Source organism: Pseudoxanthomonas sp. 3HH-4 (assembly GCF_006716465.1).
In the GTDB taxonomy this organism is placed as follows: Bacteria; Pseudomonadota; Gammaproteobacteria; order Xanthomonadales; family Xanthomonadaceae; genus Pseudoxanthomonas_A.
The window spans coordinates 191,699-216,552 of the sequence record NZ_VFPB01000005.1; the positions used below are offsets into that span (position 1 = coordinate 191,699).

Consider the following 24,854-nt stretch of genomic DNA (forward strand, 5'->3'; position numbering starts at 1 on the left):
CCGTGGAAGCCCTTTTTGCCTGGTTGAACGGCATCATCTGGAGCAACGCGCTGATCGCGCTGTGCCTGGGTGCCGGCCTGTGGTTCACCATCCGCACCCGCGTCATGCAGGTGCGCGGTTTCACCGAGATGTGCCGGCTGACGGTGACCGGGCAGAAGTCGGATGCCGGCGTGTCCTCGTTCCAGGCCCTGGCCATCTCGATGGCCGGCCGCATGGGCATCGGCAACATCGCCGGCGTCGCCACTGCGATTGCCTATGGTGGCCCGGGGGCGGTGTTCTGGATGTGGGTGATGGGCTTCCTGGGCGCGTCGACCTCGTACATCGAATGCACGCTGGCCCAGATCTACAAGGAAAAGGATGCCGAGGGCCGTTACCGCGGCGGTCCCGCCTACTACATCGAGAAGGCGATGGGCCTGAAGTGGTACGCGGTGACGTTCGCCGTGGCCACCGTCATCGCCACCGGCCTGCTGTTGCCGGGTGTGCAGGCCAACGCCATCGCCGACAGCGCCAGCAACGTACTGTGCGGCGCGGGCGCCTGCGAGGCGGTCGGCGGCGCCGGCGCGCTGAAGCTGTGGATAGGCCTGGGCGTGGCGGCGGTGCTGGCGCTGATCATCTTCGGCGGCATCAAGCGCATCGCCACGTTCGCCGAGGTCGTGGTGCCGTTCATGGCGCTGGCCTTCATCCTGATGGCGGTGATCGTGATGATCGCCAATGCCGGCAAGGTGCCGGCGATGTTCGCCGACATCTTCTCCAGCGCGTTCGGCGCGCACGCGGCCTTCGGGGCGATCATCGGCCAGGCCATCGCCTGGGGCGTGAAGCGCGGCATCTACGCCAACGAGGCCGGCCAGGGCACCGGTCCGCACGCCGCGGCGGCCGCCGAGGTCTCGCACCCGGCCAAGCAGGGTTACGTGCAGGCCTTCGCCATCTACTTCGACACCATGCTGGTGTGCACCTCGACGGCGTTCCTGCTGCTGTCCACGGGCATGTACAACACGTTCCGGACCGTCACCGAGAACGGCAAGGACACGCTGGTCGCCATCGTGTCCGGCGTACCCGGCCTGCAGCCCTCCGAGGGTGCGCAGTTCACCCAGGCGGCAGTGGAATCGGTGCTGCCGGGCTGGGGCGCGGGCTTCGTGGCGCTGGCGCTGTTCTTCTTCGCCTTCACCACCATCATGGCCTACTACTACATGGCCGAAACCAACCTGACCTACCTGGCCGGCGTGAAGAAGACCCACCCGCTGGCGACGCTGCTGCTGCGGCTGGGCATCGTGGGCATGGTGGTGTTCGGCGCGTACCACAATGCCGCGATGGCGTGGACGCTGGGCGACATCGGCGTGGGCCTGATGGCTTGGTTGAACGTCATCGCCATTCTGATCCTGCAGAAGCCTGCGCTGATCGCGTTGCGCGACTACGAGCGGCAGAAGAAGCTGGGGCTGGACCCGACCTTCGACCCGGATGCGCTGGGCATCCGCAACGCGCACTTCTGGAAGAAGCAGGCCTGACGTGAGCAACCCCTGGAACAACCGGCCCCCACGTCCGCCCGGCGCGCCGGATCGGCGGCGACCGCAGCGGCCGCAGGATGAGCGTCCCGTGCGCGAGCAGGCGCCCCGGGACGAGCGCGTCACAGGCGCGGCCCGCAGCGAGCTGCGGCTGTATGGCCTCAATGCCGTGCACGCGGTGTTCGCACGCCGTCCCGAGGCCATCCGCAAGGTCTACCTGACCGAATCGCGCATTCCGGCGCTGAAGCCGTTGCTGGCGTGGTGCGTCAAGCAGCGCGTCGGCTACCGGGTGGTGGAAGAGGGCGACCTCGATCGCCTGGCCGCCAGCACGCATCACGAAGGCGTGGTGGCCGACGTGTTGAAGGGCGAACCGCTGCCGATGTCCGACTGGTTGCGCACGTTGCCCGAAGGCAGGCCCGTGGTGGCGCTATGGCTGGACGGCGTGGGCAATCCGCACAACTTCGGTGCGATCCTGCGGTCGGCCGCGCATTTCGGCGTGGGGGGCATCCTGCTTCCGCGCGAGTCCACGCTGGCGTTGTCCGGCGCGGCGGCGCGCGTGGCCGAAGGCGGTGCCGAACAGGTGCCGCTGGTGCGCATGGGGCAGGCCGACAATGCGGCCGCCCAGCTGCGGAGCGCGGGCTTTTCGCTGGCCGCCACGGTCGTGCGCGGTGGCGATGACCTGTTCGCGGTGAAGCTGCCGTCGCGACTGGTCTACGTGATGGGGGCGGAGGGCGAGGGTATGGATGCGCGCCTGGCCGATGCCTGCGATGCACGCCTGTCGATTCCTGGCACCGGCACGGTAGAGAGCCTCAACGTCGCTGCCGCGACCGCGGTGTTCCTGGCGCAGTGGAAGCAGCGCAACCGCTGACCGGGTGGAGCGAAGTGCCTGCCATCAGGTGTGGGAGCGATGTGAGTCGCGAAGATCGAAGCCGGCATCTGTGCCGGCCGAGCATGGGCGATAAAGGCGGTTGAGTCATGCGGCGGCACCGATAATCCGTCGCGACTCACGTCGCTCCCACAGCTGGATTCACTCTTTCAGCCCGCTGCCGAAATCGCCTTCGGCTTCCGCGGCCAGGTAGGCGAACACCGTGTACGCCGCGACATTCTGTGCCAGCGCCGCCGGATCGATCTTGTCCAGCGTGTCATCGGCGTTGTGGTGCAGGTCGAAGTAATCGCTGCCATCCTGCGCCAGCCACGCCCACGCCATGCCCTTGGCCGCGAAGGGGCTGATGTCCGGCCCAGCGCTGCCCTTGCCGGGCGCGTACTCGATGCCCAGCGGCGCCAGTGCCTGCGCAATCTGTTCGGTGGCCTTGCGCGCGTGTTCCGGTGCGCCGGTGTTGAAGGCGTAGATGCGGCCGGCGCCGAAGTCGCTCTCGGCCGCGATCTGGTGGCGGGTGATGTCCGCAAGATGTTTCTCCGCATACGCCTTGCCGCCATAGAGGCCCTGCTCCTCGTTGGCGAAGGCGATCACGCGGATCGTGCGCTTCGGCGCCTGCTTCAGCTTGCCGATCAGATGGCCGGCTGCCATGGTGATGCCGATGCCGGCGCCGTCGTCGATCGCGCCGGTGCCAAGGTCCCACGAATCCAGGTGGCCGCCGATCACCACGACTTCCTTCGGCAGGCTGCGCCCGGTGATCTCGCCGATGACATTGTGCGAGGTGTACTCGCCATCCCAGCCGCAATCCAGCGCTAGCGACACGCGGACCGGACCGCGCTGCAGCAGCCGCGCCAGCTGGTCGGCATCGGGGATGGTCAGCGACGCCGACGGTACCGGCGTCAGGCCTTCGTCGAAGCGCGTGATGCCCGTGTGCGCGACGCGGTGGTTGTCGGTGCCGGCCGAACGCATCAGGAACGCGATGGCGCCCTTGCGGATCGCGGCCGAGGGTCCCTTGGAACGGATCGCACCGCCGTTGCGATAGTCGCTGCCGTCACGCGCGGCCTTCATCGGATAGTCGACGAACGCGATCTTGCCGGTCAGCGCCCCGTCCGGCGTCGCTTCCAGCGCCGCGAGATCGGCGAAACGGACGATCTCCGCTTCCACCGTGCCCGCGGGACTGCCGCCCAGCGCGGTGATCGTCAGCGGTTGTGCGTGCGTTCCGAGCACGGCCGCGCTTTCGCTGCGGCGCACCCACTTGGGAAACGTCACCGGCTCGATCCATACCTTGTCGAAACCCAGTGCCTTGAACTTCGCCTGTGCCCACGCGACGGCCTTCGCATCTGCGTCGCTGCCGGCCAGGCGCGGGCCGATCTCGGTGGTCAGCGATTCGACGACGTTCCAGCCCGTGTCGTCGGCCAACGCCTGTTCGCGCAGCGACGCGGCGGTGGCGAGCGAGGGCTCGGGAATGCGCGTCTCGCGCGCGAAGGCAACGGAGGGAACGGTGAGGGCGAAGGCCAGCAACGACGGAACGAGGCGCATGAGGTGTCCCGGAAATGACGAAGCCGCGAGCTTAACAGCCCGCGGCTCCATGATCGCTTTGCCGATGTTGCGGCTCGGGAAAGCTGTGTGCCGCTATTTCTTCAGTGCGTCGCGGATCTCGCGCAGCAGCAAGATGTCTTCGGGCGTGGCGGTTTCCGGTGCCGGTGCCGGCGCGCGGACGCGGTTGTAGGCCTTAAGGAACAGGAAGATCACGAAGGCGATGATCAGGAAGTCGATCGCCGTCTGCAGGAATGCGCCGTACTTCAGCAGCAGCGCGGGCACGACCTCCTTGCCTGCCGCATCCACTTCGGCGGCGCGCAGCGTCACCGCCAGGTCGCTGAACTTCACGCCCCCCATCGTCATGCCCACCAGTGGCATGACGATGCCATCCACCAGACTGCTGACGATCTTGCCGAACGCGGCACCGATGACGACACCCACGGCCAGGTCGACCACGTTGCCGCGCGACACGAATTCCTTGAACTCGCTGATCATGCCCATCCCATGTCCTCGTCAGTCGGCGCCGAAACGCCATCGGCGCCGACTATATCGCACGCGCCGTCGATCAGCCGGTAATGCGGCCGCGCAGCTCCACCACGCCATCGAGTGTGGCGACGAACGCATCGCCGGGGACCAGCGCGGCCACGCCCGCCGGGGTGCCCATGAAGACCAGATCGCCGGCTTTCAGGGCATAGAGCTTGGACAGTTCGTGCAGGATGTCGGGCACGTCCCAGATGAGGTCGTGCAGCGCGCCGTGCTGGCGCACTTCGCCGTTCACCTGCAGGGTCAGCGTGCGGTCTTCCAGCACCCCGACATCCCTCGCCGGGACCAGCTCGCTGACCGGTGCGGAATGATCGAAGCCTTTGCCGGTATCCCAGGGCAGGCCCTTGGCCTTGGCCGCGCCCTGCAGGTCGCGGCGGGTCAGGTCCAGGCCGACGCCATAGGCGATCACCAGCGCCCAGGCGGCCTCGGGAGCGAGTGGGCCGGGCGACGCGTCGGCGCCCAGGGCGACGACCAGTTCCACTTCGTGGTGCAGGTCGCGCGTGCCCAGCGGGTAGGGGATATCCGCATTCCCGGTGACGATCGCGTCGCCCGGTTTGTGGAAGAACACGGGGCTGCCGCGTTCGGCCTTCGAAGCGGGTGCGGTCGCGCCCATCTCGCGCGCGTGGTCGGCGAAATTGCGGCCCACGCAGAAGATGCGGCGCACCGGGAACGTGCCGCCACCGCGTACCGCAACGCGGGGTACGGGCGGGGCAGGGATGATGTCGGTCATGTCGGCGACCCGTGGGAGGTGGCCGCAGAGTTTAGGCGGGAACGCGGGCGCCTCGCCAAGGTACTCAGTGCGAGAGGGGCAATACCGGCTTGCGGACCACGCGATATTCCGCATCCACAACCCGCGCATCGCGGGCGTTGGGCTTACCGCGCTGGCGCAGGAGTTTGTACGCCAGGCCGCCGGCGATCATCGCGGCACCGACGAACACGCTGAAGAACACCAGCACGCCGAGCAGCAGCACACCCAACAGGCCCAGGCCGACCCGCAGCAGCGGATGGCGCGGCTTGCGCGGGGCGAACACATGGCGGAAGGCGTTGAACTGGAAATGGCGTGCGTACATGGCGTTGCGTCGTGACAGAATGCGGCCGGAGCCGGTACGTGCAGTATCGGATGACCGTTTCATGACCGTGTGAGGACTTCGTTAAGCGACATGCGACTGAGCGCACTGAATGACATCGCCAATGGCGGTTTCGCCGAGGTTGAAGCCATGATCGGCGACGATGCCGAGTCGTTGATCCTGCATCGCGATGGCGACGAGGTGCGCGCCTGGCTCAATGTCTGCCCACACGCGGGGAGGCGGCTGGACTGGGCGCCTGGTCGATTCCTCAAGAGCAAGGACGGCCACCTTGTCTGTGCCGCCCATGGGGCTTCGTTCGAACTCGCGCGCGGTGATTGCGTCGCCGGGCCCTGCCGCGGCGATTCGCTGCATGCCGTCGCCGTGCAGGTGCGTGACGGCGAGGTGTGGCTGGACTGAGTTTGCTGCTGCGCGGACGTCAGTCCACGCCCTGCAGGATCACGCAATGCCAGCCGGTGCAGTACGTTTCATAGCCGGGTGAGGCGGCCTGCGCCACGCAGTGCGAGCGGCCGTCGATGGGTATGTCGATCGCCCCGCGGGGCTGGGCAAACAGCGGCGCAAGGCCCGGGAAATCGAGCCGCGGGGCCGCCGCGCCGGCCTGCGTATCGGCCAGCAACCGGCCGTGCGCATCGACGATGCAGACCCGGCTGCGGCGCCATTCCGCCTCCGACAACGGCGTCCGTTCCACGATGGTCTGCGCCAGCGCGTCCCAGCGGAACACGATGCCGAGCACGCCCAGCACACGTCCCTGTACGCGACCGCCTTCGCGCACCGTGCAGGCGTAGATCAGCACGCGCTCACCGCCCGCGAGCGTGCTCGCATGCATGGACTGGAAGCCGAACTCTTCGCCATTGCGCGTGGCCATGGCGGATTGGAACCATTCCTGTTGTGCGACCGAATGGCCGGCGGACGGGTACCGGCGTGGTCGGCCATTCGTCAGCACGTTGCCTTGCAGGTCGGCGAGCACGAGATCGAAATAGACGGTGTAGGAATCCAGTATCTGGCCGAGACGCTGGCTGGCTTGCGCCAGCGCCGCCGGTTGCGGGTCCTGCGCGGCAGCGATGATCGCCGCGTCGGTCGCCCACCAGCGCACGTCGCAACTGCGCTCATACAGGTTGCGATCGATCAGGTCGATGTTGGCCAGCGCCAGGTCGGTCAGCCGGGTACGGCGCACATCGGTCTGCAACTGGTCCAGCCGCCCGCGCAGGTCGGTGCTCGTGCGGTCGGCCATGCGGTCGATCTCCTGGGCGGTGTCGCTGACCCGGCGGGACAGCGTATCCATCTCTTCGGCGATCACGCCGAAGCTGCGGCCTGCGGTGCCGATGCGCACCGCCTCGATGCGTGCATTCATCGAGATGATGCGAGTGATGCGGTTGATCTCGTCGATCTTCTGCAGCGATTGCCGCAATTGCTTCAGCAGCGCGTCCGACAGTCCCGACACGGACTGTATGTGGTCGTCGATGCCGGCATCGTCGGTGAGGGCGGCGGCGCGTGCGTTCATGGGACTCCTGGTGGGGAAGGGGAGGGCAGGCGCGACGCAGGTGCTTGTAATGGCGTGAGGTCGCTCCCGTTGTTGAGGCGCTATCGGCGCGCACGGCGAACGCTTTAACCGGCACCGTTGCGGTGCGTGTTCTCCCCGGGATGGGGCGGTTGCGATGTCTCTCGTTGGACACGTGGCCAGCGTTGGCCCAGACCCTCCGGGGACCAGTGGGCGACGTGAGCAAGTGCATCAGCAATGGCCGCAGCACTGCTGTCTGCATGGGCGACCACGTCCAGGTCGATCAGTGGGCTGGATGGACGCCTGTTTCGCAGCGGCGACGGTGCCGCTGCCGTTGGAAGCTAGTGACGTTCCGGCTGGCCTTTCATCGCGTCGGCTCGCTGAACTATCCGGAACGACACGTGATAGACGCATTTCTGGCCGTCCGGACCTTTGTCTGCTGGTCGATGACGTCGCTGCTGCTATGCGGGGTCCCGGGGTTGCCTGCCTGGTCCGTGCTGATCTCGATGGCGTGCGGCATCTTTCGTTGATGCAGCTGTTTCAGCCGTATGGGCACTGGAAGTTGTCGCTGCGAAGGTGGCCCGAGCGGCAACAACAGCAGCCGTGGTAGTGGTGATGGTGATGACGACACCCGCCATGACGTTTTGCATTCGACGGCTGCGAGCCTGCACGCGGGGCGCGCGGTAGCCGGCCACAAACAAGAGCGCCGGCACAGGGCCGGCGTTCTCGTTGGGCAGAATCAAAGATGGGCGCGCGCCGTTGCGCGCGACCGCGTCACTTCAGCGCCTTGAACCGCAAGCGATGGGGACGCGCGCCTTCTTCACCCAGGCGACGCTTCTTGTCTTCCTCGTACTCGCGATAGTTGCCTTGGAAGAACTCCACGTGCGAGTCGCCCTCGAAGGCGAGGATGTGCGTGGCGATGCGGTCCAGGAACCAGCGATCATGCGAAATGACGAAGGTGTTGCCGGGGAATTCCAGCAGCGCGTCTTCCAGTGCACGCAGGGTTTCGATGTCCAGGTCGTTCGACGGCTCGTCGAGCAGTAGCACGTTGCCGCCCTGCAGCAGCGTCTTGGCCATGTGCAGGCGGCCGCGTTCGCCGCCGGACAGCGAGCCGACCAGCTTCTGCTGGTCCTGGCCCTTGAAGTTGAAGCGGCCGATGTACGCGCGCGACTGGATCTCGACGCCGTTGATGTTGAGGATGTCCAGGCCGCCGGAAATCTCCTGGAAGACGTTGTGGTTGCCTTCGAGCTTTTCACGGCTCTGGTCCACATACGCCAGCTGCACGGTCGGGCCGGTGGTGATGGTGCCCGAATCCGGCTTTTCCTGACCGGTGATCATCTTGAACAGCGTCGACTTGCCCGCGCCGTTCGGGCCGATGATGCCGACGATGGCGCCGCCCGGCACCAGGAAACTCAGGTTGTCGATCAGCAGGCGGTCGCCGAACTTCTTCGAGACGTTCTTGAACTCGATGACGTTGTTGCCCAGGCGCTCGCCCGGCGGGATGAAGATCTCGTTGGTCTCGTTGCGGCGCTGGTAGTCGACCGACTGCAGCTCTTCCAGGCGCGCCAGGCGCGCCTTGCCCTTGGAACGGCCACCCTTCGCGTTCTGGCGCGACCACTCCAGTTCCTTCTGGATCGCTTTCTGGCGGGCCTTTTCCTGATTGTCTTCCTGCTTCAGGCGCTCGTCCTTCTGAACCAGCCAGTCGGTGTAGTTGCCTTTCCACGGAATGCCGCGGCCACGGTCGAGTTCGAGGATCCATTCGGCGGCGTTGTCGAGGAAGTACCGATCATGGGTAACCGCCACGACAGTGCCGGTGTAGCGGGCGAGGAACTGTTCCAGCCATTCGACGGATTCGGCGTCCAGGTGGTTGGTCGGCTCGTCGAGCAGCAGCATGTCCGGCTTCTGCAGCAGCAGGCGGCACAGCGCCACGCGGCGCTTTTCGCCGCCGGACAGCTTGCCCACGATGGCATCCCACGGCGGCAGGCGCAGCGCGTCGGCGGCCACGTCCAGCTGGTTTTCCAGTGTGTGGGCGTCACCGGCGGCCAGGATGGCTTCGAGGCGTTCCTGTTCCTTGGCGAGGGCGTCGAAGTCGGCGCCTTCTTCGGCATAGGCCGCATACACCGCTTCCAGTGCGGCCTGCGCCTGCAGCACGTCGCCCACGCCTTCCTCGACAGCCTGGCGGACGGTGTGCTCCGGGTTGAGCTCCGGTTCCTGCGCCAGGTAGCCGACCTTGATGCCGGGCTGCGGGCGGGCTTCGCCTTCGAAGTCCTTGTCGACGCCCGCCATGATCTTCAGCACGGTGGACTTGCCTGCGCCGTTCAGGCCCAGCAGGCCGATCTTCGCGCCCGGATAGAAGGACAGCGAGATGTCCTTGATGATCTGCCGCTTGGGCGGGACCACCTTGCTGACCCGGTTCATGGTGTAGATGTATTGCGAGGACATGCAGGCTCCGGTACGCAGGCCCCGGCGCCCGGCCGGGGACGGCGGACGAGGAGGCAAATTGGGAATGCGGCGATTATAGCCGTTCCGGCCCGACCGACCGCTGGCTGAATACGTTTCTTCAGCCCGTCCTTGACACGACCGTAACCGTTTTCCAGCGGGAATCGGTTCAGATGCGATAGGCATCATGGGCTCACGTGCCACACAGAGGGGTTCCCATGAAAACCAAGCGCCTTTTCCAGAGCCTGGCCTGTGCCGTCCTGGCCTTCGCCGTCACCGCCCCCGTGCTTGCACGCGACAATGATCGCGGTCGGGACCGGGACCGTTCACACCACTACGACCGTCGCGATGACCGCCGGGACGATCGTCGGGATGACCGTCGCGAATGGCGTGACGACCGCCGCGACCAGCGCCAGGCCTACCGTCACGGCTACCACGATGGCCGCCGTTACGACGACCGTCGGTACTACGCGCCGCCGCGCGTCGTGTATCGCCCGGCCCCCAGCTACCACCGTTGGGCGAGGGGTCAGCGCTACCGCGATCACTACCGTGGCCCGGTCTACGTGGTGAATGACTACAGCCACTACCACGTGCGTCGTCCGCCCCGCGGTTACCACTGGGTGCGTGACGATCGCGGCAACCTGCTGATGGTCGCCATCGCCACCGGCATCATCGCCGACCTGCTGCTGCACCACTGAGCAGCAAGGCCCGATGCCCCGAAAAGCGCGCTCCGGCGCGCTTTTCGCTTTCAGGGGCCGGATGGCGGCGGCTGGCCCGGCTTCGTCCGAAGGGTCCCCGGCGGGCTACAATCGGGCCTCCCGCCCGACCTGCCCCGGAGACCCGATGTTCCCGCGCGACGCCCGCATCGAAACCTACGATCCCGAACTGGCCCAGGCCATCGCCAACGAGGCGCGCCGGCAGGAGGATCACGTCGAGCTGATCGCCAGCGAGAACTACGCCAGCCCCCGCGTGCTGGAGGCCCAGGGCAGCGTGCTGACCAACAAGTACGCCGAAGGCTACCCGCACAAGCGCTATTACGGCGGTTGCGAATACGTGGACATCGCCGAGCAGCTGGCGATCGACCGCGTGAAGCAGCTGTTCGGCGCGGACTATGCCAACGTGCAGCCGCATTCCGGCTCGCAGGCCAACCAGGCCGTGTATTTCGCGCTGCTGAACCCCGGTGACACCATCCTGGGCATGAGCCTGGCCCACGGCGGCCACCTGACCCACGGCGCCAAGGTCAACGCCTCAGGCAAGCTTTTCAACGCGATCCAGTACGGCGTGAACGAACAGGGCCTGATCGATTACGACGAGGTCGAGAAGCTCGCGCTGGAGCACAAGCCGAAGATGGTCGTGGCCGGTTTCTCCGCCTACTCACAGGTGGTGGACTGGGCGCGCTTCCGCGCCATCGCCGACAAGGTCGGTGCCTACCTGTTCGTCGACATGGCGCACGTGGCGGGCCTGGTCGCCGCCGGCGTCTACCCGAACCCGCTGCCGCATGCCCACGTGGTCACCTCGACCACCCACAAGACGCTGCGCGGCCCGCGCGGCGGCATCATCGTGGCCAAGGGCGCTGGCGAAGAGATCGAGAAGAAGCTGCAGAGCATCGTCTTCCCGGGCATCCAGGGCGGTCCGCTGATGCACGTCATCGCGGCCAAGGCCGTGGCCTTCAAGGAAGCGCTGGAGCCAGAATTCAAGGCCTACCAGGCGCAGGTGGTGAAGAACGCGCAGGCGATGGCGAAGACGATCATCGCGCGCGGCTACAAGATCGTGTCGGGCGGCACCGAGAACCACCTGATGCTGGTCGACATGATCGGCAAGGACGTCAGCGGCAAAGATGCGGAGGAAGCGCTGGGCAAGGCGCACATCACCGTCAACAAGAACTCGGTGCCGAACGACCCGCGCAAGCCCTTCGTGACCTCGGGCCTGCGCATCGGCACGCCTGCGGTGACCACGCGCGGCTACGGCGAACAGGACTGCATCGACCTGGCCAACTGGATCTGCGACGTACTCGACGCGCCCACCGACGAGGCGGTACTGGCGAAGGTGCGCGACAACGTCACCGCGCAGTGCCGGAAGTATCCGGTTTACGGCTGATCGACGATGCACTGTCCCTTCTGCCAGCACACCGACACGCGCGTCATCGATTCGCGCGTGTCCGAGGACGGCGCGACGATCCGTCGTCGCCGTGAGTGCGAGGCGTGCGGGGAGCGGTTCTCCACGTTGGAGAACATCGAGATCAAGCTGCCGGCGGTCATCAAGGGCGATGGCCGCCGCGACACGTTCGACGCGCGCAAGTTGCGTGCCGGTTTCGATCGTGCGCTGCAGAAGCGGCCGGTTTCAGAAGAACAGATCGAGGCGGCGGTACGTGCGGTGATCCACGCCATTCGCATGAGTGGCGAGCGCGAGATCGCCTCGCGCAAGATCGGCGAGTTCGTCATGAACGAGCTGCGCAAGCTCGACCATGTGGGCTACGTGCGCTTCGCTTCGGTCTACCGCAGTTTCGAGGACGTGGCGGATTTCCGCGAGGAAATCGAGAAGCTGGAGCGCGACCTGCCGCCGGGCGCCGGCCAGCTCTCGTTGCTGGGAGGCGATGTGGTGCCGTTCGACAAGCACGCGGACAAGAACAAGAAGCGCTGAGTCGTGCGTATCGAGTGGATCGGACGGCACCCCGGGTGTATCGAACTGCTCGCACGCTGGCACCACCAGGAGTGGAGCGCGCTTTATGACGACTGGACGCTGGACGCCGCGAGCGCCGAACTCCACGATCACGCCACGCGCGCGTCGCTGCCGACCACGTTGTTGCTGATGGAGGGCGATGATCTGCTGGGTTCGGTCAGCCTGCTGATCGAAGATGCGCCCGCGTTGCAGGATCGCGGCAGTCCGTGGCTGGGCAGCCTGTTCGTGCTGCCGGATGCGCGCGGCCGCGGGGGCGGGCGCATCCTCGTCGAGGCGGCGGTCGCGCATGCGGCGCACGAAGGCGTCGCTGTGCTGCGCCTGTTCACCCTGTGGCACGAGGAGTTCTACGCGTCGCTGGGGTGGCAGGTCGAGGAGCGCACGCAACTGCACGGGACACCGGTGGTGATCATGTCGATCCGTCCCGCACGGCGCGTGGCGCATACTGGCGCTCCTTCCGATGCCGCGTGGGCGACGCATGACTGATACCGCTTTCTCTGCGTTCGATCACCAGTGCATGGCGCGTGCATTGCGACTGGCCGAGCGGGGTGCGCACACGACCCGGCCGAACCCGATGGTCGGCAGCGTCATCGTGCAGGGCAATGAAATCGTCGGTGAAGGCTGGCACCAGAAGGCCGGAGGCCCGCACGCGGAAGTGTTCGCGCTGCAGGCGGCGGGCGAGCGCGCAAAGGGCGCGACGGCCTACGTCACGCTGGAGCCATGCGCGCATACCGGCCGCACCGGACCCTGTGCGGAGGCGTTGGTCGCTGCTGGCGTGACGCGCGTAGTTGCCGCGATGCGCGACCCCTTCCCGCAAGTCGACGGAGCCGGTTTCGACCGGTTGCGCGCGGCCGGCATCGACGTGCAGGCCGGGTTGATGGAGGCGCAGGCGCGCCGGTTGAACCGGGGTTTCCTGTCGCGCATGGAGCGTGGCCGGCCGTGGATGCGGGTAAAGCTGGCGACCAGCCTGGATGGCCGCACCGCGATGGCGAACGGCGACTCCAAGTGGATAAGTGGCGAAGCCTCCCGCCGCGACGTGATGCGCTGGCGCGCCCGTGCCGGCGCCATCCTGACCGGTGCCGGCACTGTGCTGGCGGATGATCCGTCGCTGACCGTGCGCTTCGGCGACGACACGGCATTCGAGCCGCCGCTGCGGGTGGTGCTCGATCCCGGGCTCGCCACCGTGGCGCGCGGCAATGTGCGGCAGGGCGAGGCACCGACGCTTTACATCCATGCGGCTGACGCCAAACCCCCCCGCGATGTCGACGTGCCGCGCGTGGTGGCGCCCGCGACCGGCAGCAATTTCGACCTGAAGGCAGTCCTGGAGCTGCTTGCCCAGCGCGGCATCAACGAGGTGCATGCCGAGGCCGGCGCTACGCTCGCAGGCGCTTTCCTCGCCGCCGGGCTGGCAGACGAGGTGCTGCTGTACGTTGCGCCGATGCTGCTGGGCGACCAGGCCCGGCCTCTGTTCGGCGGGCTGGGCATCCAGACGATGGCGGAGCACCTGAAGCTGGAGATTGTCGACAGCCGCATGATTGGCGAAGATCACCGCCTCCTGCTGCAACCTGCCCGCTGACCGACCGCCAGAATGGCTTTCAAGGATCATTTTTCCGGCGTCGCCGACGTCTATCTCACCTCGCGCCCCACCTATCCGGAGGCGCTGTACGACGTGATTGCCTCGGCTGTGCCGGCCAACGCGCAGGTGTGGGAGCCGGGCGCGGGCAGCGGCCAGGCCACGCGCGGACTGGCCGCGCGCTTCGCCCACGTGCACGCCACCGACCCCAGCGCAGCGCAGATCGAACGCCACTGGGCGCAGGGCCAGGCCGGCAGCAACGTCAGCCTGGCGGTCGAACCTGCCGAAGACACCCTGTTGCCGGATCTCAGCGTCGACCTGGTTGCCGTCGCGCAGGCGCTGCACTGGTTCGACCGCTATCGCTTCTTCGCCACCTGCGAGCGCGTGCTGCGGCCGGGCGGCGTGCTGGCGGCCTGGACCTACCAGGACATCATTTTCGAGGACGACCTGGCCGAGGTGGCCGAGAAGGTCCGCGACGACATCGATCCCTACTGGCCGCCCGAGCGTGCCGACGTGGACATGGGCTATGGCGATTACGTGTGGCCGTTCGAGGTCATCCCGACGCCTCGGTTGTGGCTGACCGCCGAATGGAACCTGCCCACGCTGCTGGGCTATTTCGGCAGCCTGTCAGCGACCGGCAGCTATCGCGCCGCCACCGGCGAGGATCCGGTCTACGCACATACCCCGGCCCTGGCCGAAGTCTGGGGCGATCCGCAGCGCATCCGCACCATGCGCTGGCCGCTGATCCTGCACCTGCGCAGGAAGCCCGTGTAGGAGGGGCTTCAGCCCCGACCGGCGGTTTTCCGTCCGTAGCGCAGCCGGAAGCATTGGGGCTGAAGCCACTCCCGCAGCGATGCGGAACGCTGCGTTCAGGGCCTTCGCCGGATCGAGGCGGTAGAATGCCCCCGCCGGTTCGCCGGCACACCACCAACGACGTCTTCAGGGCGGGGTGCAATTCCCCACCGGCGGTAGGTCGCCCAGCGACAAGCCCGCGAGCGCCTTCGGTCCTGCCGAAGGGTCAGCAGATCCGGTCAGATGCCGGAGCCGACGGTCATAGTCCGGATGAAAGAAGACGGCATCGCCGAACCGCGCGGAAGCGCGGCGTCGTGCGCCTGCCTTCGCGCCCCGGGGGCGTCTCCGCTTTGCTTCCGCGAGAGACGTGCCATGCCTTCCACGATCCGTGCTTTCCCCGTCCTCCTCCCGGAGGCCTGCTGATGTTCACCGGCATCATCGAGGGCGTGGGCCGCATCGCCGCGCTGCAACCCGTGGGCGGCGACATCCGCCTGACCGTTACCGTCGGCACGCTGCCGTTCGATGCCGTTCAACTCGGCGAGAGCATCGCGGTGAATGGCGTATGCCTGACCGTGATCGCGTTCGATGCGTCCAGCTTCCAGGCCGATGCATCCAACGAAACCCTCTCGCTCACCACGCTCGGCCATCTGGGCGAAGGGGCGCTGGTGAACCTGGAGCGCGCCATGCGCCCGACCGACCGTCTGGGCGGTCATCTGGTCAGCGGCCATGTGGATGGCGTCGGCCGCGTGCTGTCGGTGCACGAGGACGCGCGCGCGCAGCGCTGGCGTTTCGCCGCACCGGCGCCGCTGCTGAAGTACATCGCCAGGAAGGGCTCGATCTGCGTGGACGGCGTGAGCCTGACCGTCAACGAGGTGGACGGAGAAGGCTTCGAGGTCGCGCTGATCCCGCACACCGTGTCGCACACCGCGTTCTCGCAGACCGCGGTGGGCGATGCGGTGAACCTGGAGATCGACCTGGTGGCGCGCTATGTCGAGCGCCTGCTGGGCGAAAGGAGCGGCGCATGAACTTCGCTCCGATCCCCGAACTGCTGGAAGAGATCCGCAACGGCCGCATGGTCGTCATCGTCGACGACGAGGACCGCGAGAACGAGGGCGACCTGATCATGGCGGCCGAGCTGGTGAAGCCGACCGACATCAACTTCATGGTCACGCATGCGCGCGGTCTGGTCTGCCTGTCGCTGACGCGCGAGCGTTGCACGCAGCTCGGTCTGGCGCCGATGGTCCAGCACAACACCGCGCAGTTCCACACCAACTTCACCGTCAGCATCGAGGCGGCCGAGGGTGTCACCACCGGCATTTCCGCGTATGACCGCGCCCATACCGTACGCACGGCGGTGCGGCCGGATGCCAAGCCGGCCGACCTCAGCCAGCCCGGCCACATCTTCCCGCTGATCGCCCAGCCCGGTGGCGTGCTGACGCGTGCCGGCCACACAGAGGCCGCCAGTGACCTGCCGATGCTCGCCGGACTGGAGCCGGCCGGCGTACTGGTGGAAGTGCTGAATCCCGACGGCAGCATGGCGCGTCGCCCGCAACTGGAAGTGTTCGCGCGCGAGCATGGCCTGAAGATGGGCTCGATCGCCGACCTGATCGCTTATCGGCTGGCCACCGAGCACACCGTGGAGCGCATCGACGAGCGCGACATCGAGACCGAGTTCGGCCCGTTCCGGCTGGTCACCTACCGCGACCGCATCGCCCACGACCTGCATTTCGCCCTGGTGCGCGGCACGCCCGATGCGGCCACGCCCACGCTGGTACGGGTGCAGGTGGAGAACCCGTTGAGCGACCTGCTGCACTGGCGTCGCGACGATTTCGGCGTGCACGCCACCGACGCACTGCGGGCGATCGCCGCCGAAGGGCAGGGCGTGATGGTGGTGCTGGCCGAACCCCGCAGCGCCGAGGCACTGCTGGCGCGGCTTCGCAAGCAGCCCGAAGTGCGCGCCAACGCCAAGGACGTGGGCCAGTGGCGCCGCAACGGTGCCGGTGCGCAGATCCTGGCCGACCTGGGCCTGGGCAGGTTGCGGGTGCTGGGCACGCCGCGCCGGCAAGTCGGGCTGGCCGGCTTCGGGCTGGACGTGGTGGAGTACGTCCAGCCTTGATCCCCGCCGGGCGGACCCGTCACGGCGCCCGGCTGTTAGACTTTCCCACCCCAAGGAACCCGCCATGTCCCACTACGAAGGCGATCTGCGCGCGCCCGACGGCGCCCGCTTCGCGATCATCGCCAGCCGCTGGAACCCCCGCATCACCGATGTGCTGGTGGCCGGCGCGCGCCAGAGCCTAGCCGGCAACGGCGTGGGCGAAGAAGCGATCGACGTGGTGCGCGTGCCCGGCGCGTGGGAGATCCCGCTGGCTGCCGCGCGGCTCGCCGCCGCCGGCGACCATGCCGCGATCATTGCGCTGGGTTGCGTGATCCGTGGCGACACCCGTCACTACGAGCACGTCGCCGACCGGTGCGCCGAAGGCCTGATGCGCGTGCAGTTGGACACCGGCGTGCCGGTGCTGAACGGCGTGCTGGCCGTCGAGCGTATCGAGGATGCCGAGGCCCGCGCCGGCGGCAGCCATGGCAACAAGGGCGAAGAAGCCGCGCTGGCCGCCATCGAGATGGCCCAGTTGCTGGAACAGTTGCCGTAACCCAAGAACCGCAGGAGCCGACGTGAGCCGACAACATCATCCCCACCGCAAGGACGGCGTCGATCCGGTCACGCGCGCGCGCGCGCGTCGGCGTGCGCTGCAGGCCGTCTACGCGTGGCAGATGTCGGGCGGCGAAGTGGGCCAGGTGATCGCGCAGTTCGCGCACGAGCAGGCGCACGAGATCGCCGACCTGGAGTATTTCGAGGACCTGGTGCGTGGCGTGGTGAGGCATCGCGCTTCGCTGGACGAGACACTGCTGCCGTTCCTCGACCGCACGGTGGAAGAGGTCGATCCCATCGAACGCGCGGTACTGCGCATCGCCGCCTACGAACTGATCCATCGCCTCGATGTGCCTTACCGTGTGGTGCTGAACGAGGCCATCGAGACCGCCAAGCGTTTCGGTTCCGAACACGGTCACACGTACATCAACGGCGTGCTCGACCACGCCGCCGTCGAATGGCGGCCCGCCGAGGCGCAGGCGCGACGCTGACGTGTCGGGTGGCGACGCACGGTTTCCTGTGGAAGAGCGCGACGCGTTGCTCGCGCTGAAGGGCGTTGGTCCCACCGTCGTGCAACGGCTGGAGCAAATGGGCATCGCCTCGTTGCGGCAACTGGCCGCCGCCGAGCCGTCGGAGATCGTCGCCAGCGCGGCCGGGCTGACCGGCTCCACCTGCTGGAAGAACAGTCCGCAGGCGCGCGCGGCCATCCAGTCGGCCGTGGATTTCGCCCGCTCGCGGGCCTGACGCCGCCATGAGTGCCGGCGAGTTCGACCTGATCGCCCGCATCCGTGCCCGCGCGGGGACGCGCGCCGACATCGTGCTCGGCATCGGCGACGACGCTGCGCTGTTGGCGCCGCCGCCGGGCCTGCAGCTCGTCGTCACCGCCGACACCTTGAATGCCGGCGTCCATTTTCCCGACGACAGCGCGGCGGCCGACATCGGCTGGAAGGCGCTGGCGGTGAACCTGTCCGATCTCGCCGCGATGGGTGCCGAGCCCGCATGGTGCACGTTGTCGCTGTCGCTGCCCCGGTCCGATGCGGCGTGGATCGACGGCTTTCTCGATGGCTTCCTGGATCTGGCAGGGCGCCACGGCATCGCGCTGGTCGGGGGAGACACCACGCGGGGCCCACTTTCGATCTCGGTGACGGCGATGGGTCTGGTCGAGCCCGGTCGCGCCTTGCGCCGCGACGGCGCGCGCGTTGGCGATGACGTCTGGGTCACCGGCACGCTCGGCGATGCGGCGGGCGGCCTGGCGCTGCTCGACCGCGAACCGGCTCATGCGCTGCGTGCGCGCCTGGATCGTCCCACGCCACGTGTGGAAGCGGGTCGCGCGCTGCGGGGCATCGCCACTGCCTGCGTCGATGTCTCCGATGGACTGCTGGCCGATCTCGGCCATATCTCGTCGCGGAGCGATGTGGGCGCGCAGGTCGACATCGACGCGTTGCCGGCGTCGGATACGTTGATGGCGACGTTCGATGAAGCGACGCGCGTGCCGTTGCAGGCGAGCGGTGGCGATGACTACGAACTCTGCTTCACCGCACCGACGGATGCGCGCGCAGGCGTCGACGCCGTGTCATTCCAACTCGGCCTGCGGATCACCCGCATCGGTCGCATTGCGGCAGGTGAGGGTGTGCAGGCGGTGCGCGCCGATGGCCGGCCATGGTCGCCGTCGCGGCGCGGTTACGACCACTTCGCGAAGCCCTGAGGCTGTTGTAGGAGCGACGTGAGTCGCGACCGCACGTCGTCGGCGTTCGTGGCCCGGCATCAAACGCAAGAGGGAACGGCAGACGTCTGTCGGTGGCTTTCCCGGCGCGCATGGCGCGCGGTCGCGACTCACGTCGCTCCTACATGGGCTTCCGCGGTGGCAGGACCTTGCCGGGGTTCAGGATGTCGTCGGGGTCGAGCGCGGCTTTGATCGCACGCATCGCGTCGAGCGTCGCCACGTTGAAGGCATCCGCCATGAAATCCCGCTTGCTCAGGCCGATGCCGTGTTCGCCGGACAGCGTGCCGCCCAGCGCCAGCACGTGCGCGAAGACCTTCGGCAAGGCCGCATGCGCGCGTGCCGTCTCTGAGGCGTCACCGTCGTCGTACATGATGTTGACGTGCAGGTTGCCGTTGCCGGCGTGGCCGAACACGACGATCGGCAGCGCTGCCTCGACCGACAGTGCCTCCATGGCCGCCACCAGATCCGGAATGCGCGACACCGGCACCACCACGTCCTCGTTGATCTTGCCGGGTTTGATGGTGCGCAGCGCCGGCGACAGGGCGCGCCGCGCGGCCCATAACCGGTCGCGTGCGGTACCGTCCTGCGCGACATCCAGCGTGAGCATGCCATCGCCTTCGGCGGCGTCGGCCAATGCCTGCAGCGAATACGGCAGCGTGTCGTCATCGCCGTCGGCTTCGACCAGCAGCATCGCACCCGCCTCGGGCACATCGCTGCCGTTGCGCCGGATCAACGCGATGGCGCTGTGGTCCATGAATTCCAGCATGGTCGGCGTCGCCGGGCGCGCCATGATGCGCGACACCGCCGCCGCGGCCGTGGCGGCGTCGCGGTAGAGCACGCGGAGTCCGGCCTGCGCAGGTGGTCGCGGCGCCAGCTTCAGGGTTGCTTCCACGATCAGCGCCAGGGTGCCCTCGCTGCCGACGAGCAGGTGAGTGAGGTCGTAACCCGTTGCGTCCTTGGTGTAGGCGCCACCGCAGCGGATCAGTTCACCCGCACCGGTCACGGCGACCAGCCCCAGCACGTTGTCGCGTGCGGTGCCGTACTTCACCGCGCGCGGTCCGCCGGCATTCGTGGCAAGGTTGCCGCCCACGCTGCACAGGTCGGCACTGGACGGATCGGGTGGCCAGAACAGGCCGTGGGGTGCGAGTGCCTGTTGCAGGTTGCCGTTGAGCACGCCGGGTTCCACTACCACGCACCGGTCGGCAGCGCGCATTTCGATGATCCGGTCCATGCGCGAGAACGAGACCACCACGCCGCCCTGTGCAGGCACTGCGGCGCCGGTGGTGCCCGTGCCTGCACCACGCGCAACGATGGGAACGCGATGTGCACGGCATGCGCGCACCAGGGCCAGTACGTCTTCGTGCGTGCGCGGCAGGGCAACGGCCCACGGCATGGCCCACTGGCGCGAATCGTCGCCACCATAAGGACGGCAGGCATCGCCGGTGAGCCAGCTGTCCCCCAGGCGCGTGGACAGGGCTTCGTGCAGTTCGGTGGGCAGGGATGGATTCACGCCGTCATTGTAGGCGCGGCGTGCACGGCTCAGGTTTCGTCGGCGCGGAACGCGTCGCGGATCCAGGTGAGCCGGGGTGCGGCAGGATCGCCTTGCGCGTCGATCACGTCGAACCGGCAGGGGGTATCTGCGAGAGCGGGATGGTCCTGGAGGAAGCGCAGGGCCGCATGCACCAGGCGGCGGCGCTTGCCGGCATCGACCGATGCCGCGCCTCCACCGAAGAGCTGCGATTGGCGGTAGCGCACTTCCACGAATACTACTGTCGGCGTGCCGGGGCGCGTGGCGTCCCGCATCACCAGATCCAGTTCACCGCCGCGGTAAAGGGCGTTGGCAGCCAGATCGGTCAGGCCGGCGCGGCGCAGCAACTCGCGCGCCGCGGCTTCGACGGCTTGCCCGCGTTTCCTGCGGTCAACCGCCATCCGCCACGGGCACGGCCTGGCCACCACTGAACACCGACCACGAGGGCGTGCGCACCACGTTGCCGAAGCCGTCCAGTTGCAGGCGTCCCGTGGCGCCGCGGATCTCGGTGTTCGCCCCAAGCGCCAACTTCTCCAGATAGGCTGTCAGCAGCCAGGCGTCATAGCCGAACGCGAACAGCCGCGCGGCGGGACCCCGTGCGGTCGGCACGCGTTCGCCGGTCACGCTGGCGGCGGGCAGTGCCGGCACCCCGCGCGAGGTCCAGGTTTCGGTCGGGAAGGCGATGCCGTCCAGCGCCATGTCTTCCACCGGCTTGCCGGTGCCCGAGGTCAACTGCGAGGTGCCTACGCGCGTCTTGCCCCCCAGGCCTGCCAGTGCCAGTTGCGGGGTCAGGGCGCGCGCCGTGCCGCCGCGTACTGCCAGGAAAACCGAATCGACTCCCTCCTGCGAAGCGGTCGCAAGGATGGCCGACAGGTCGCCGGGGGTTTCCGCCACGCTGATCACCCGCGTGACCTTGCCGCCGCGTTCGCTGAAACGCTCGCGAAACGCCTGGGATGCGCGGCGTCCGTTGTCGTCGCTGCCCTCGATGATCAGCGTCATGCGGCGCTCACGCGCCAGCAGATACTCCGCTGCGGCCAGGCCATCGTCTTCAGGGGCCAGCGAGAAACCCGCCTTGCCGTCGGGCGGTGCTACCGCGCCGCGATTCAGCACCAGCATCGGGACAGCGAGCTGCGGTTGCTGGAAGAGCGCGCTGACTTCGTCACGGCCGAGCGGGCCGACCACGAAATCGGCACCTTCGGCCGCCGCGCGCGCGTAGGCGGCGGTCGCACCGGCCGCTGTGCCGGTGGTGTCGTAGAACTGCACGTCGGGGCGGCGGCGGTGTTCGCCGTAGTAACCGGCCAGCAAGCCGTCGCGGACCGGCGCCGCGGCGGTGGCGAGGTTGCCGGAAAGCGGGAGCAGGACGGCCACCTTCATTGGGGGCCGGTAGCCGTCGGATTCCGCAGGCGGGCGGTTGCCCGCATCGAAATGCCATTGCGTGCCGCGGTCGAACGGGCGCGGCAGCGGCAGGCCACGGCGTTGCAACGCACGACCGGCGAAGTTGTACAGCGGATCGCCGGCTTGCAACGCGGCAGCGTCGCGAGCGAGCGTGGCGTCGTCCAGCGTGGCGAGCAAGCGGTCGATCTCGCGCGCGTTGTCGCTGCGCGCCTGCCCGCTCAGGATGGCGTCCTGCCGGGCCAGTGTCGCGGCGTTGCCGAAGGCCGGGGCGAAGCGCACCGCGGATGGAGTGGGTCCGGCGCCGGGCGTGGTGGCACAACTGGCCAGCAACGCGGTCAGCAGCAGCGCGAGCAGGGCCCTTGCGGGGCGGATGCGTACGGAAAGCATGCTTGCAACAGGCGGGTTCATGGGCGGCATCGGCGTTCGGGCAGGGGAACCGGCTACGATTCTACCCTCAGCCATCGAGCCTCACTGGAATGCCTGCCGGAACCTTGTTCATCGTTGCCACCCCGATCGGCAATCTCGGCGACCTCACGCCACGCGCGCTGGAGACGCTGCGCAGCGTCGCGGCGATCTGCGCGGAAGATACCCGGCGCAGCGGCCAGTTGCTGTCGCATTTCGGCGTTTCCACCCCCCTGGTCGCACTGCACGAACACAACGAGGACGTGCTGTCGCAGCGCGTTGTCGAGCGTTTGCTGACCGGCGACTCGCTGGCGCTGGTCAGCGATGCCGGTACGCCACTCGTCAGCGATCCGGGGTTCCGTCTGGTGCGCGCGGCGCGCGCGGCGGGCATCAAGGTCAGTCCATTGCCGGGCGCGTGCGCGGCCATCGCGGCGTTGAGCGTGGCCGGGCTGCCGAGTGATCGGTTCACGTTTGAAGGTTTCCTGCCTGCCAAAACGTCCGCGCGGCGGGAGCAGCTGCAGCGCTTGGCGGGCGAGGCGCGCACGCTGGTGTTCTACGAATCCTCGCATCGCATCGCCGAATCCCTCGCGGACATGGGCATGGCCTTTGGCGCCGACCGTCCCGCCGTGATCGCGCGTGAGCTGACCAAACTGTTCGAGACCGTACTGGATGGCACGCTCGCCGAGCTGCAGGCGCGGGTCGATGCCGATGACAACCAGCGCAAGGGTGAGTTCGTGGTGATGGTGCAGGGCGCCGCGAACGATGAAAGTGCGCAACTCGTGGAAGGACGCCGCGTCTATGCCCTGCTCAACGCGCACCTGCCGCCGTCCGCCGCCGCCAAGCTCGCAGCCGAGATCACCGGCGCGCCGCGCAAGGCGCTGTACGGAATGAAGGCGGAAGACTGATGGCATCGCGCAAGCCTCGCTGACGCCATGGAAGCGTGGCGCGTCTTCCTCGTTTTCCTGCGTCTCGGGCTGACCTCGTTCGGCGGGCCGATCGCCCATCTTGGCTACTTCCGCGAGGCGTTCGTGGTGCGTCGTCGCTGGCTGGACGAGGCCGGGTACGCGGACATCGTCGCGCTGTGCCAACTCTTGCCAGGGCCGGCCAGCAGCCAGGTTGGCATGATGGTCGGCTTGGGCCGTGCGGGTCTTCCCGGTGCCTTCGCGGCCTGGTGTGGTTTCACCCTTCCTTCCGCATTGCTGATGATCGGCCTGGGGGCCGGTATGTCGCGTGGATGGGGCGAGGTCCCTGAGGGCCTGGTTCATGGACTCAAGCTGCTGGCGGTGGCCGTGGTTGCGCATGCGGTATGGGGAATGGCGCGTGCGTTCTGCCGGGAGGCGGCCACGTGGCTGCTGATGTTGGGGTGCGCGGCGATGCTGGTCGCGTGGCCGGTGGCATGGATGCAACTGGTTGTGATCTTCTCGGGTGCGCTGGCGGGGCTGGCTTTGCGGCGGGAACTGAAGAGAGCGCCGACGCTATCGATGCGTGGCGTGCCCTCGCGCCGGGTGGGGGTCTTCGCACTGGTGGCGTTCATTGCGCTGTTGATGCTGCCCTGGTGGCTGTTCGGGCCAGGTTCTTCCGCCGACATGTTCGGTCTTTTCTATCGTGCGGGCGCGCTCGTGTTCGGCGGCGGACACGTGGTGATGCCGTTGTTGCAATCGGGTGTAGTTGCGCCGGACTGGTTGGCGCAGGACGCCTTCATTGCGGGCTACGGCGCGGTGCAGGCGGTGCCTGGACCGATGTTCACTTTTGCCGGCTACCTGGGCGCGTCCATGAGCGCTGGATCCGGCGGGTGGACCGGCGGTTTGCTCGCGTTGGTCGCCATCTTCCTGCCCTCGTTCTTGCTGGTCGTCGGCGTGCTGCCGTTCTGGCACCGCATCGTGGCGTTGCCGCGCATGCGTGGCGTCCTGGCGGGCATCAATGCGGCCGTCGTGGGCCTCCTGCTTTCAGCGCTTTACGATCCGCTCTGGACGGAGGCGGTGTCCGGGGCATGGGATGTGGTGGCCGTGGTTGCGGGCATCGCCGCGCTGGCGATGCGCGTGCCGGTGGCGTGGGTCGTGCTGGGGATGCCTCTCTTGGGCATGCTGCTGCTTGCATCTCCATGATCATTCGCGACGGCCAGGGCGGCAGCTGTGCGACAATGCATGCGGCGGAGCCGGCCAGACAGTCGCGTCATTGGAAACAATGCCGAGGAAAGTCCGGGCTCCACAGGGCACGGTGCCAGGTAACGCCTGGGCGGCGCGAGCCGACGGAAAGTGCAACAGAAAGATACCGCCTAAGACTGTTTCGACAGGACGGCAAGGGTGAAATGGTGCGGTAAGAGCGCACCGCGAGTCCGGCAACGGACCGGCACGGCAAACCCCACCGGGAGCAAGACCAAATAGGGACCTCATGGCGCGGCCCGCGTCGGGTCCGGGTAGGTTGCTTGAGCGTAACGGTGACGTTGCGCCTAGAGGAATGACTGTCCACGACAGAACCCGGCTTACCGGCCGGCTCCGCCGCTTTCCAAAGCGCCACCGGCGCCTTGGAAAGCCCCAAGGTTTGCGGCGCAAACCTTGGGCCCCAGGCCATTGGCCTCCAGACCCCCGCTCGCGCTTTGCGCTCGCCGCCCCCTGACTCAGGGGGCTGGTAAGCAGGT

Annotated in this window: 25 protein-coding genes, 1 other RNA gene, 1 pseudogene and 1 riboswitch; of the genes and pseudogenes, 18 read left to right on the forward strand and 9 right to left on the reverse strand. The window is 67.8% G+C overall.

Going from position 1 to position 24,854, the window contains the following annotated elements; translation table 11 throughout:
• Nucleotides 1-2: 2 nt before the first annotated feature.
• Nucleotides 3-1,502 carry an alanine/glycine:cation symporter family protein gene (locus FB548_RS15340; protein WP_142125668.1) on the forward strand — a complete coding sequence of 500 codons (1,500 nt, stop codon included), beginning with the start codon at nucleotides 3-5 and terminating at the stop codon, nucleotides 1,500-1,502.
• A gap of 88 nt (nucleotides 1,503-1,590) precedes the next feature.
• Nucleotides 1,591-2,367: a TrmH family RNA methyltransferase gene (locus FB548_RS15345; RefSeq protein ID WP_255470600.1), complete on the forward strand. Its 777-nt coding sequence runs from the start codon at nucleotides 1,591-1,593 to the stop codon at nucleotides 2,365-2,367.
• A gap of 159 nt (nucleotides 2,368-2,526) precedes the next feature.
• On the opposite strand, the gene FB548_RS15350 is transcribed toward FB548_RS15345, so the two are convergent.
• The 4 genes from FB548_RS15350 to FB548_RS15365 form a co-directional block, all read right to left on the reverse strand.
• On the reverse strand, nucleotides 2,527-3,915 hold the full coding sequence (locus FB548_RS15350) for a M28 family peptidase (protein WP_142125670.1): 1,389 nt from the start codon (nucleotides 3,913-3,915) through the stop codon (nucleotides 2,527-2,529).
• Nucleotides 3,916-4,008: 93 nt separating this feature from the next.
• Complete coding sequence (mscL, locus tag FB548_RS15355) at nucleotides 4,009-4,416, reverse strand: large-conductance mechanosensitive channel protein MscL (RefSeq protein WP_142125671.1); 408 nt, start codon at nucleotides 4,414-4,416, stop codon at nucleotides 4,009-4,011.
• A gap of 64 nt (nucleotides 4,417-4,480) precedes the next feature.
• Nucleotides 4,481-5,188 carry a fumarylacetoacetate hydrolase family protein gene (locus FB548_RS15360; RefSeq protein WP_142125672.1) on the reverse strand — a complete coding sequence of 236 codons (708 nt, stop codon included), beginning with the start codon at nucleotides 5,186-5,188 and terminating at the stop codon, nucleotides 4,481-4,483.
• Nucleotides 5,189-5,252: 64 nt separating this feature from the next.
• Nucleotides 5,253-5,528: a hypothetical protein gene (locus tag FB548_RS15365; protein ID WP_142125913.1), complete on the reverse strand. Its 276-nt coding sequence runs from the start codon at nucleotides 5,526-5,528 to the stop codon at nucleotides 5,253-5,255.
• Nucleotides 5,529-5,618: 90 nt separating this feature from the next.
• On the opposite strand from FB548_RS15365, the gene FB548_RS15370 reads away from it, so the two are divergent.
• Nucleotides 5,619-5,942: a Rieske 2Fe-2S domain-containing protein gene (locus FB548_RS15370; protein WP_142125673.1), complete on the forward strand. Its 324-nt coding sequence runs from the start codon at nucleotides 5,619-5,621 to the stop codon at nucleotides 5,940-5,942.
• Nucleotides 5,943-5,961: 19 nt separating this feature from the next.
• Here the strand turns inward: FB548_RS15370 and FB548_RS15375 are convergent, their stop codons facing one another.
• Nucleotides 5,962-7,044 carry a cache domain-containing protein gene (locus FB548_RS15375; RefSeq protein WP_142125674.1) on the reverse strand — a complete coding sequence of 361 codons (1,083 nt, stop codon included), beginning with the start codon at nucleotides 7,042-7,044 and terminating at the stop codon, nucleotides 5,962-5,964.
• A 771-nt stretch (nucleotides 7,045-7,815) separates the two neighbouring features.
• Complete coding sequence (gene ettA / locus FB548_RS15385; protein ID WP_055940213.1) at nucleotides 7,816-9,483, reverse strand: energy-dependent translational throttle protein EttA; 1,668 nt, start codon at nucleotides 9,481-9,483, stop codon at nucleotides 7,816-7,818.
• A gap of 215 nt (nucleotides 9,484-9,698) precedes the next feature.
• On the opposite strand from ettA, the gene FB548_RS15390 reads away from it, so the two are divergent.
• The 12 genes from FB548_RS15390 to thiL all read left to right on the forward strand — a co-directional run bounded on the left by FB548_RS15390 (nucleotide 9,699) and on the right by thiL (nucleotide 18,873).
• Complete coding sequence (locus FB548_RS15390) at nucleotides 9,699-10,178, forward strand: RcnB family protein (protein ID WP_142125676.1); 480 nt, start codon at nucleotides 9,699-9,701, stop codon at nucleotides 10,176-10,178.
• Between the two features lie 145 nt (nucleotides 10,179-10,323).
• Nucleotides 10,324-11,577 (forward strand): serine hydroxymethyltransferase, encoded by a 1,254-nt coding sequence (gene glyA, locus FB548_RS15395; RefSeq protein WP_142125677.1) that lies wholly within the window; start codon nucleotides 10,324-10,326, stop codon nucleotides 11,575-11,577.
• Between the two features lie 6 nt (nucleotides 11,578-11,583).
• The gene (gene nrdR / locus FB548_RS15400) at nucleotides 11,584-12,120 is read left to right on the forward strand and encodes a transcriptional regulator NrdR (RefSeq protein ID WP_142125678.1); all 537 of its coding nucleotides are present in this window, start codon (nucleotides 11,584-11,586) and stop codon (nucleotides 12,118-12,120) included.
• 3 nt (nucleotides 12,121-12,123) lie between these two features.
• Nucleotides 12,124-12,642: a GNAT family N-acetyltransferase gene (locus tag FB548_RS15405; RefSeq protein WP_142125679.1), complete on the forward strand. Its 519-nt coding sequence runs from the start codon at nucleotides 12,124-12,126 to the stop codon at nucleotides 12,640-12,642.
• Nucleotides 12,635-13,732, forward strand: coding sequence for a bifunctional diaminohydroxyphosphoribosylaminopyrimidine deaminase/5-amino-6-(5-phosphoribosylamino)uracil reductase RibD (gene ribD / locus FB548_RS15410; RefSeq protein ID WP_142125680.1), 1,098 nt, complete (start codon nucleotides 12,635-12,637; stop codon nucleotides 13,730-13,732). The genes FB548_RS15405 and ribD overlap by 8 nt, the downstream gene beginning before the upstream one ends.
• A gap of 12 nt (nucleotides 13,733-13,744) precedes the next feature.
• Nucleotides 13,745-14,503 carry a class I SAM-dependent methyltransferase gene (locus FB548_RS15415; RefSeq protein ID WP_142125681.1) on the forward strand — a complete coding sequence of 253 codons (759 nt, stop codon included), beginning with the start codon at nucleotides 13,745-13,747 and terminating at the stop codon, nucleotides 14,501-14,503.
• A gap of 157 nt (nucleotides 14,504-14,660) precedes the next feature.
• Nucleotides 14,661-14,807, forward strand: a riboswitch (FMN riboswitch).
• Between the two features lie 136 nt (nucleotides 14,808-14,943).
• Nucleotides 14,944-15,546, forward strand: a complete 603-nt coding sequence (locus FB548_RS15420; protein WP_142125682.1) for a riboflavin synthase — start codon at nucleotides 14,944-14,946, stop codon at nucleotides 15,544-15,546.
• A complete protein-coding gene (gene ribB / locus FB548_RS15425; RefSeq protein ID WP_142125683.1) occupies nucleotides 15,543-16,637 on the forward strand; it encodes a 3,4-dihydroxy-2-butanone-4-phosphate synthase in 1,095 nt (364 codons plus the stop codon). Before FB548_RS15420 ends, ribB begins: the two co-directional genes overlap by 4 nt.
• 64 nt (nucleotides 16,638-16,701) lie before the next feature.
• The gene (ribH, locus tag FB548_RS15430; protein WP_142125684.1) at nucleotides 16,702-17,169 is read left to right on the forward strand and encodes a 6,7-dimethyl-8-ribityllumazine synthase; all 468 of its coding nucleotides are present in this window, start codon (nucleotides 16,702-16,704) and stop codon (nucleotides 17,167-17,169) included.
• A 22-nt stretch (nucleotides 17,170-17,191) separates the two neighbouring features.
• Nucleotides 17,192-17,659 (forward strand): transcription antitermination factor NusB, encoded by a 468-nt coding sequence (gene nusB / locus FB548_RS15435; protein ID WP_255470586.1) that lies wholly within the window; start codon nucleotides 17,192-17,194, stop codon nucleotides 17,657-17,659.
• Between the two features lies 1 nt (nucleotide 17,660).
• Nucleotides 17,661-17,912 carry a helix-hairpin-helix domain-containing protein gene (locus FB548_RS15440; protein ID WP_142125686.1) on the forward strand — a complete coding sequence of 84 codons (252 nt, stop codon included), beginning with the start codon at nucleotides 17,661-17,663 and terminating at the stop codon, nucleotides 17,910-17,912.
• Nucleotides 17,913-17,919: 7 nt separating this feature from the next.
• A complete protein-coding gene (gene thiL / locus FB548_RS15445; RefSeq protein WP_142125687.1) occupies nucleotides 17,920-18,873 on the forward strand; it encodes a thiamine-phosphate kinase in 954 nt (317 codons plus the stop codon).
• A 139-nt stretch (nucleotides 18,874-19,012) separates the two neighbouring features.
• Here thiL and FB548_RS15450 read toward each other — a convergent pair whose 3' ends face one another.
• From FB548_RS15450 to FB548_RS15460, 3 genes and pseudogenes are all read right to left on the reverse strand, one after another.
• Complete coding sequence (locus FB548_RS15450) at nucleotides 19,013-20,401, reverse strand: FAD-linked oxidase C-terminal domain-containing protein (RefSeq protein WP_142125688.1); 1,389 nt, start codon at nucleotides 20,399-20,401, stop codon at nucleotides 19,013-19,015.
• A gap of 29 nt (nucleotides 20,402-20,430) precedes the next feature.
• Complete coding sequence (locus FB548_RS15455) at nucleotides 20,431-20,820, reverse strand: YraN family protein (protein WP_142125689.1); 390 nt, start codon at nucleotides 20,818-20,820, stop codon at nucleotides 20,431-20,433.
• A pseudogene (locus FB548_RS15460) lies at nucleotides 20,810-22,075 on the reverse strand (penicillin-binding protein activator); the annotation flags it as partial. The gene FB548_RS15455 and the pseudogene FB548_RS15460, both read right to left, overlap by 11 nt.
• Nucleotides 22,076-22,290: 215 nt before the next feature.
• On the opposite strand from FB548_RS15460, the gene rsmI reads away from it, so the two are divergent.
• The 3 genes from rsmI to rnpB all read left to right on the forward strand — a co-directional run bounded on the left by rsmI (nucleotide 22,291) and on the right by rnpB (nucleotide 24,717).
• Nucleotides 22,291-23,121 (forward strand): 16S rRNA (cytidine(1402)-2'-O)-methyltransferase, encoded by an 831-nt coding sequence (gene rsmI, locus FB548_RS15465; RefSeq protein ID WP_142125691.1) that lies wholly within the window; start codon nucleotides 22,291-22,293, stop codon nucleotides 23,119-23,121.
• A gap of 27 nt (nucleotides 23,122-23,148) precedes the next feature.
• The gene (chrA, locus tag FB548_RS15470; protein WP_142125692.1) at nucleotides 23,149-24,321 is read left to right on the forward strand and encodes a chromate efflux transporter; all 1,173 of its coding nucleotides are present in this window, start codon (nucleotides 23,149-23,151) and stop codon (nucleotides 24,319-24,321) included.
• Nucleotides 24,322-24,367: 46 nt separating this feature from the next.
• Nucleotides 24,368-24,717, forward strand: an RNA gene (gene rnpB, locus FB548_RS15475) — RNase P RNA component class A.
• Nucleotides 24,718-24,854 lie beyond the last annotated feature (137 nt).

Excerpts from the sequence above, each read along its gene's own strand:
- rsmI (WP_142125691.1), top strand. The coding sequence starts at position 22,291 with ATGCCTGCCGGAACCTTGTTCATCGTTGCCACCCCGATCGGCAATCTC.
- FB548_RS15350 (WP_142125670.1), bottom strand. The coding sequence starts at position 3,915 with ATGCGCCTCGTTCCGTCGTTGCTGGCCTTCGCCCTCACCGTTCCCTCC.
- FB548_RS15360 (WP_142125672.1), bottom strand. The coding sequence starts at position 5,188 with ATGACCGACATCATCCCTGCCCCGCCCGTACCCCGCGTTGCGGTACGC.
- ribB (WP_142125683.1), top strand. The coding sequence starts at position 15,543 with ATGAACTTCGCTCCGATCCCCGAACTGCTGGAAGAGATCCGCAACGGC.
- FB548_RS15455 (WP_142125689.1), bottom strand. The coding sequence starts at position 20,820 with ATGGCGGTTGACCGCAGGAAACGCGGGCAAGCCGTCGAAGCCGCGGCG.
- nrdR (WP_142125678.1), top strand. The coding sequence starts at position 11,584 with ATGCACTGTCCCTTCTGCCAGCACACCGACACGCGCGTCATCGATTCG.
- chrA (WP_142125692.1), top strand. The coding sequence starts at position 23,149 with ATGGAAGCGTGGCGCGTCTTCCTCGTTTTCCTGCGTCTCGGGCTGACC.
- FB548_RS15365 (WP_142125913.1), bottom strand. The coding sequence starts at position 5,528 with ATGTACGCACGCCATTTCCAGTTCAACGCCTTCCGCCATGTGTTCGCC.
- FB548_RS15370 (WP_142125673.1), top strand. The coding sequence starts at position 5,619 with ATGCGACTGAGCGCACTGAATGACATCGCCAATGGCGGTTTCGCCGAG.
- mscL (WP_142125671.1), bottom strand. The coding sequence starts at position 4,416 with ATGGGCATGATCAGCGAGTTCAAGGAATTCGTGTCGCGCGGCAACGTG.
- FB548_RS15375 (WP_142125674.1), bottom strand. The coding sequence starts at position 7,044 with ATGAACGCACGCGCCGCCGCCCTCACCGACGATGCCGGCATCGACGAC.
- glyA (WP_142125677.1), top strand. The coding sequence starts at position 10,324 with ATGTTCCCGCGCGACGCCCGCATCGAAACCTACGATCCCGAACTGGCC.
- thiL (WP_142125687.1), top strand. The coding sequence starts at position 17,920 with ATGAGTGCCGGCGAGTTCGACCTGATCGCCCGCATCCGTGCCCGCGCG.
- FB548_RS15390 (WP_142125676.1), top strand. The coding sequence starts at position 9,699 with ATGAAAACCAAGCGCCTTTTCCAGAGCCTGGCCTGTGCCGTCCTGGCC.
- FB548_RS15415 (WP_142125681.1), top strand. The coding sequence starts at position 13,745 with ATGGCTTTCAAGGATCATTTTTCCGGCGTCGCCGACGTCTATCTCACC.
- FB548_RS15420 (WP_142125682.1), top strand. The coding sequence starts at position 14,944 with ATGTTCACCGGCATCATCGAGGGCGTGGGCCGCATCGCCGCGCTGCAA.
- ribD (WP_142125680.1), top strand. The coding sequence starts at position 12,635 with ATGACTGATACCGCTTTCTCTGCGTTCGATCACCAGTGCATGGCGCGT.
- ribH (WP_142125684.1), top strand. The coding sequence starts at position 16,702 with ATGTCCCACTACGAAGGCGATCTGCGCGCGCCCGACGGCGCCCGCTTC.
- ettA (WP_055940213.1), bottom strand. The coding sequence starts at position 9,483 with ATGTCCTCGCAATACATCTACACCATGAACCGGGTCAGCAAGGTGGTC.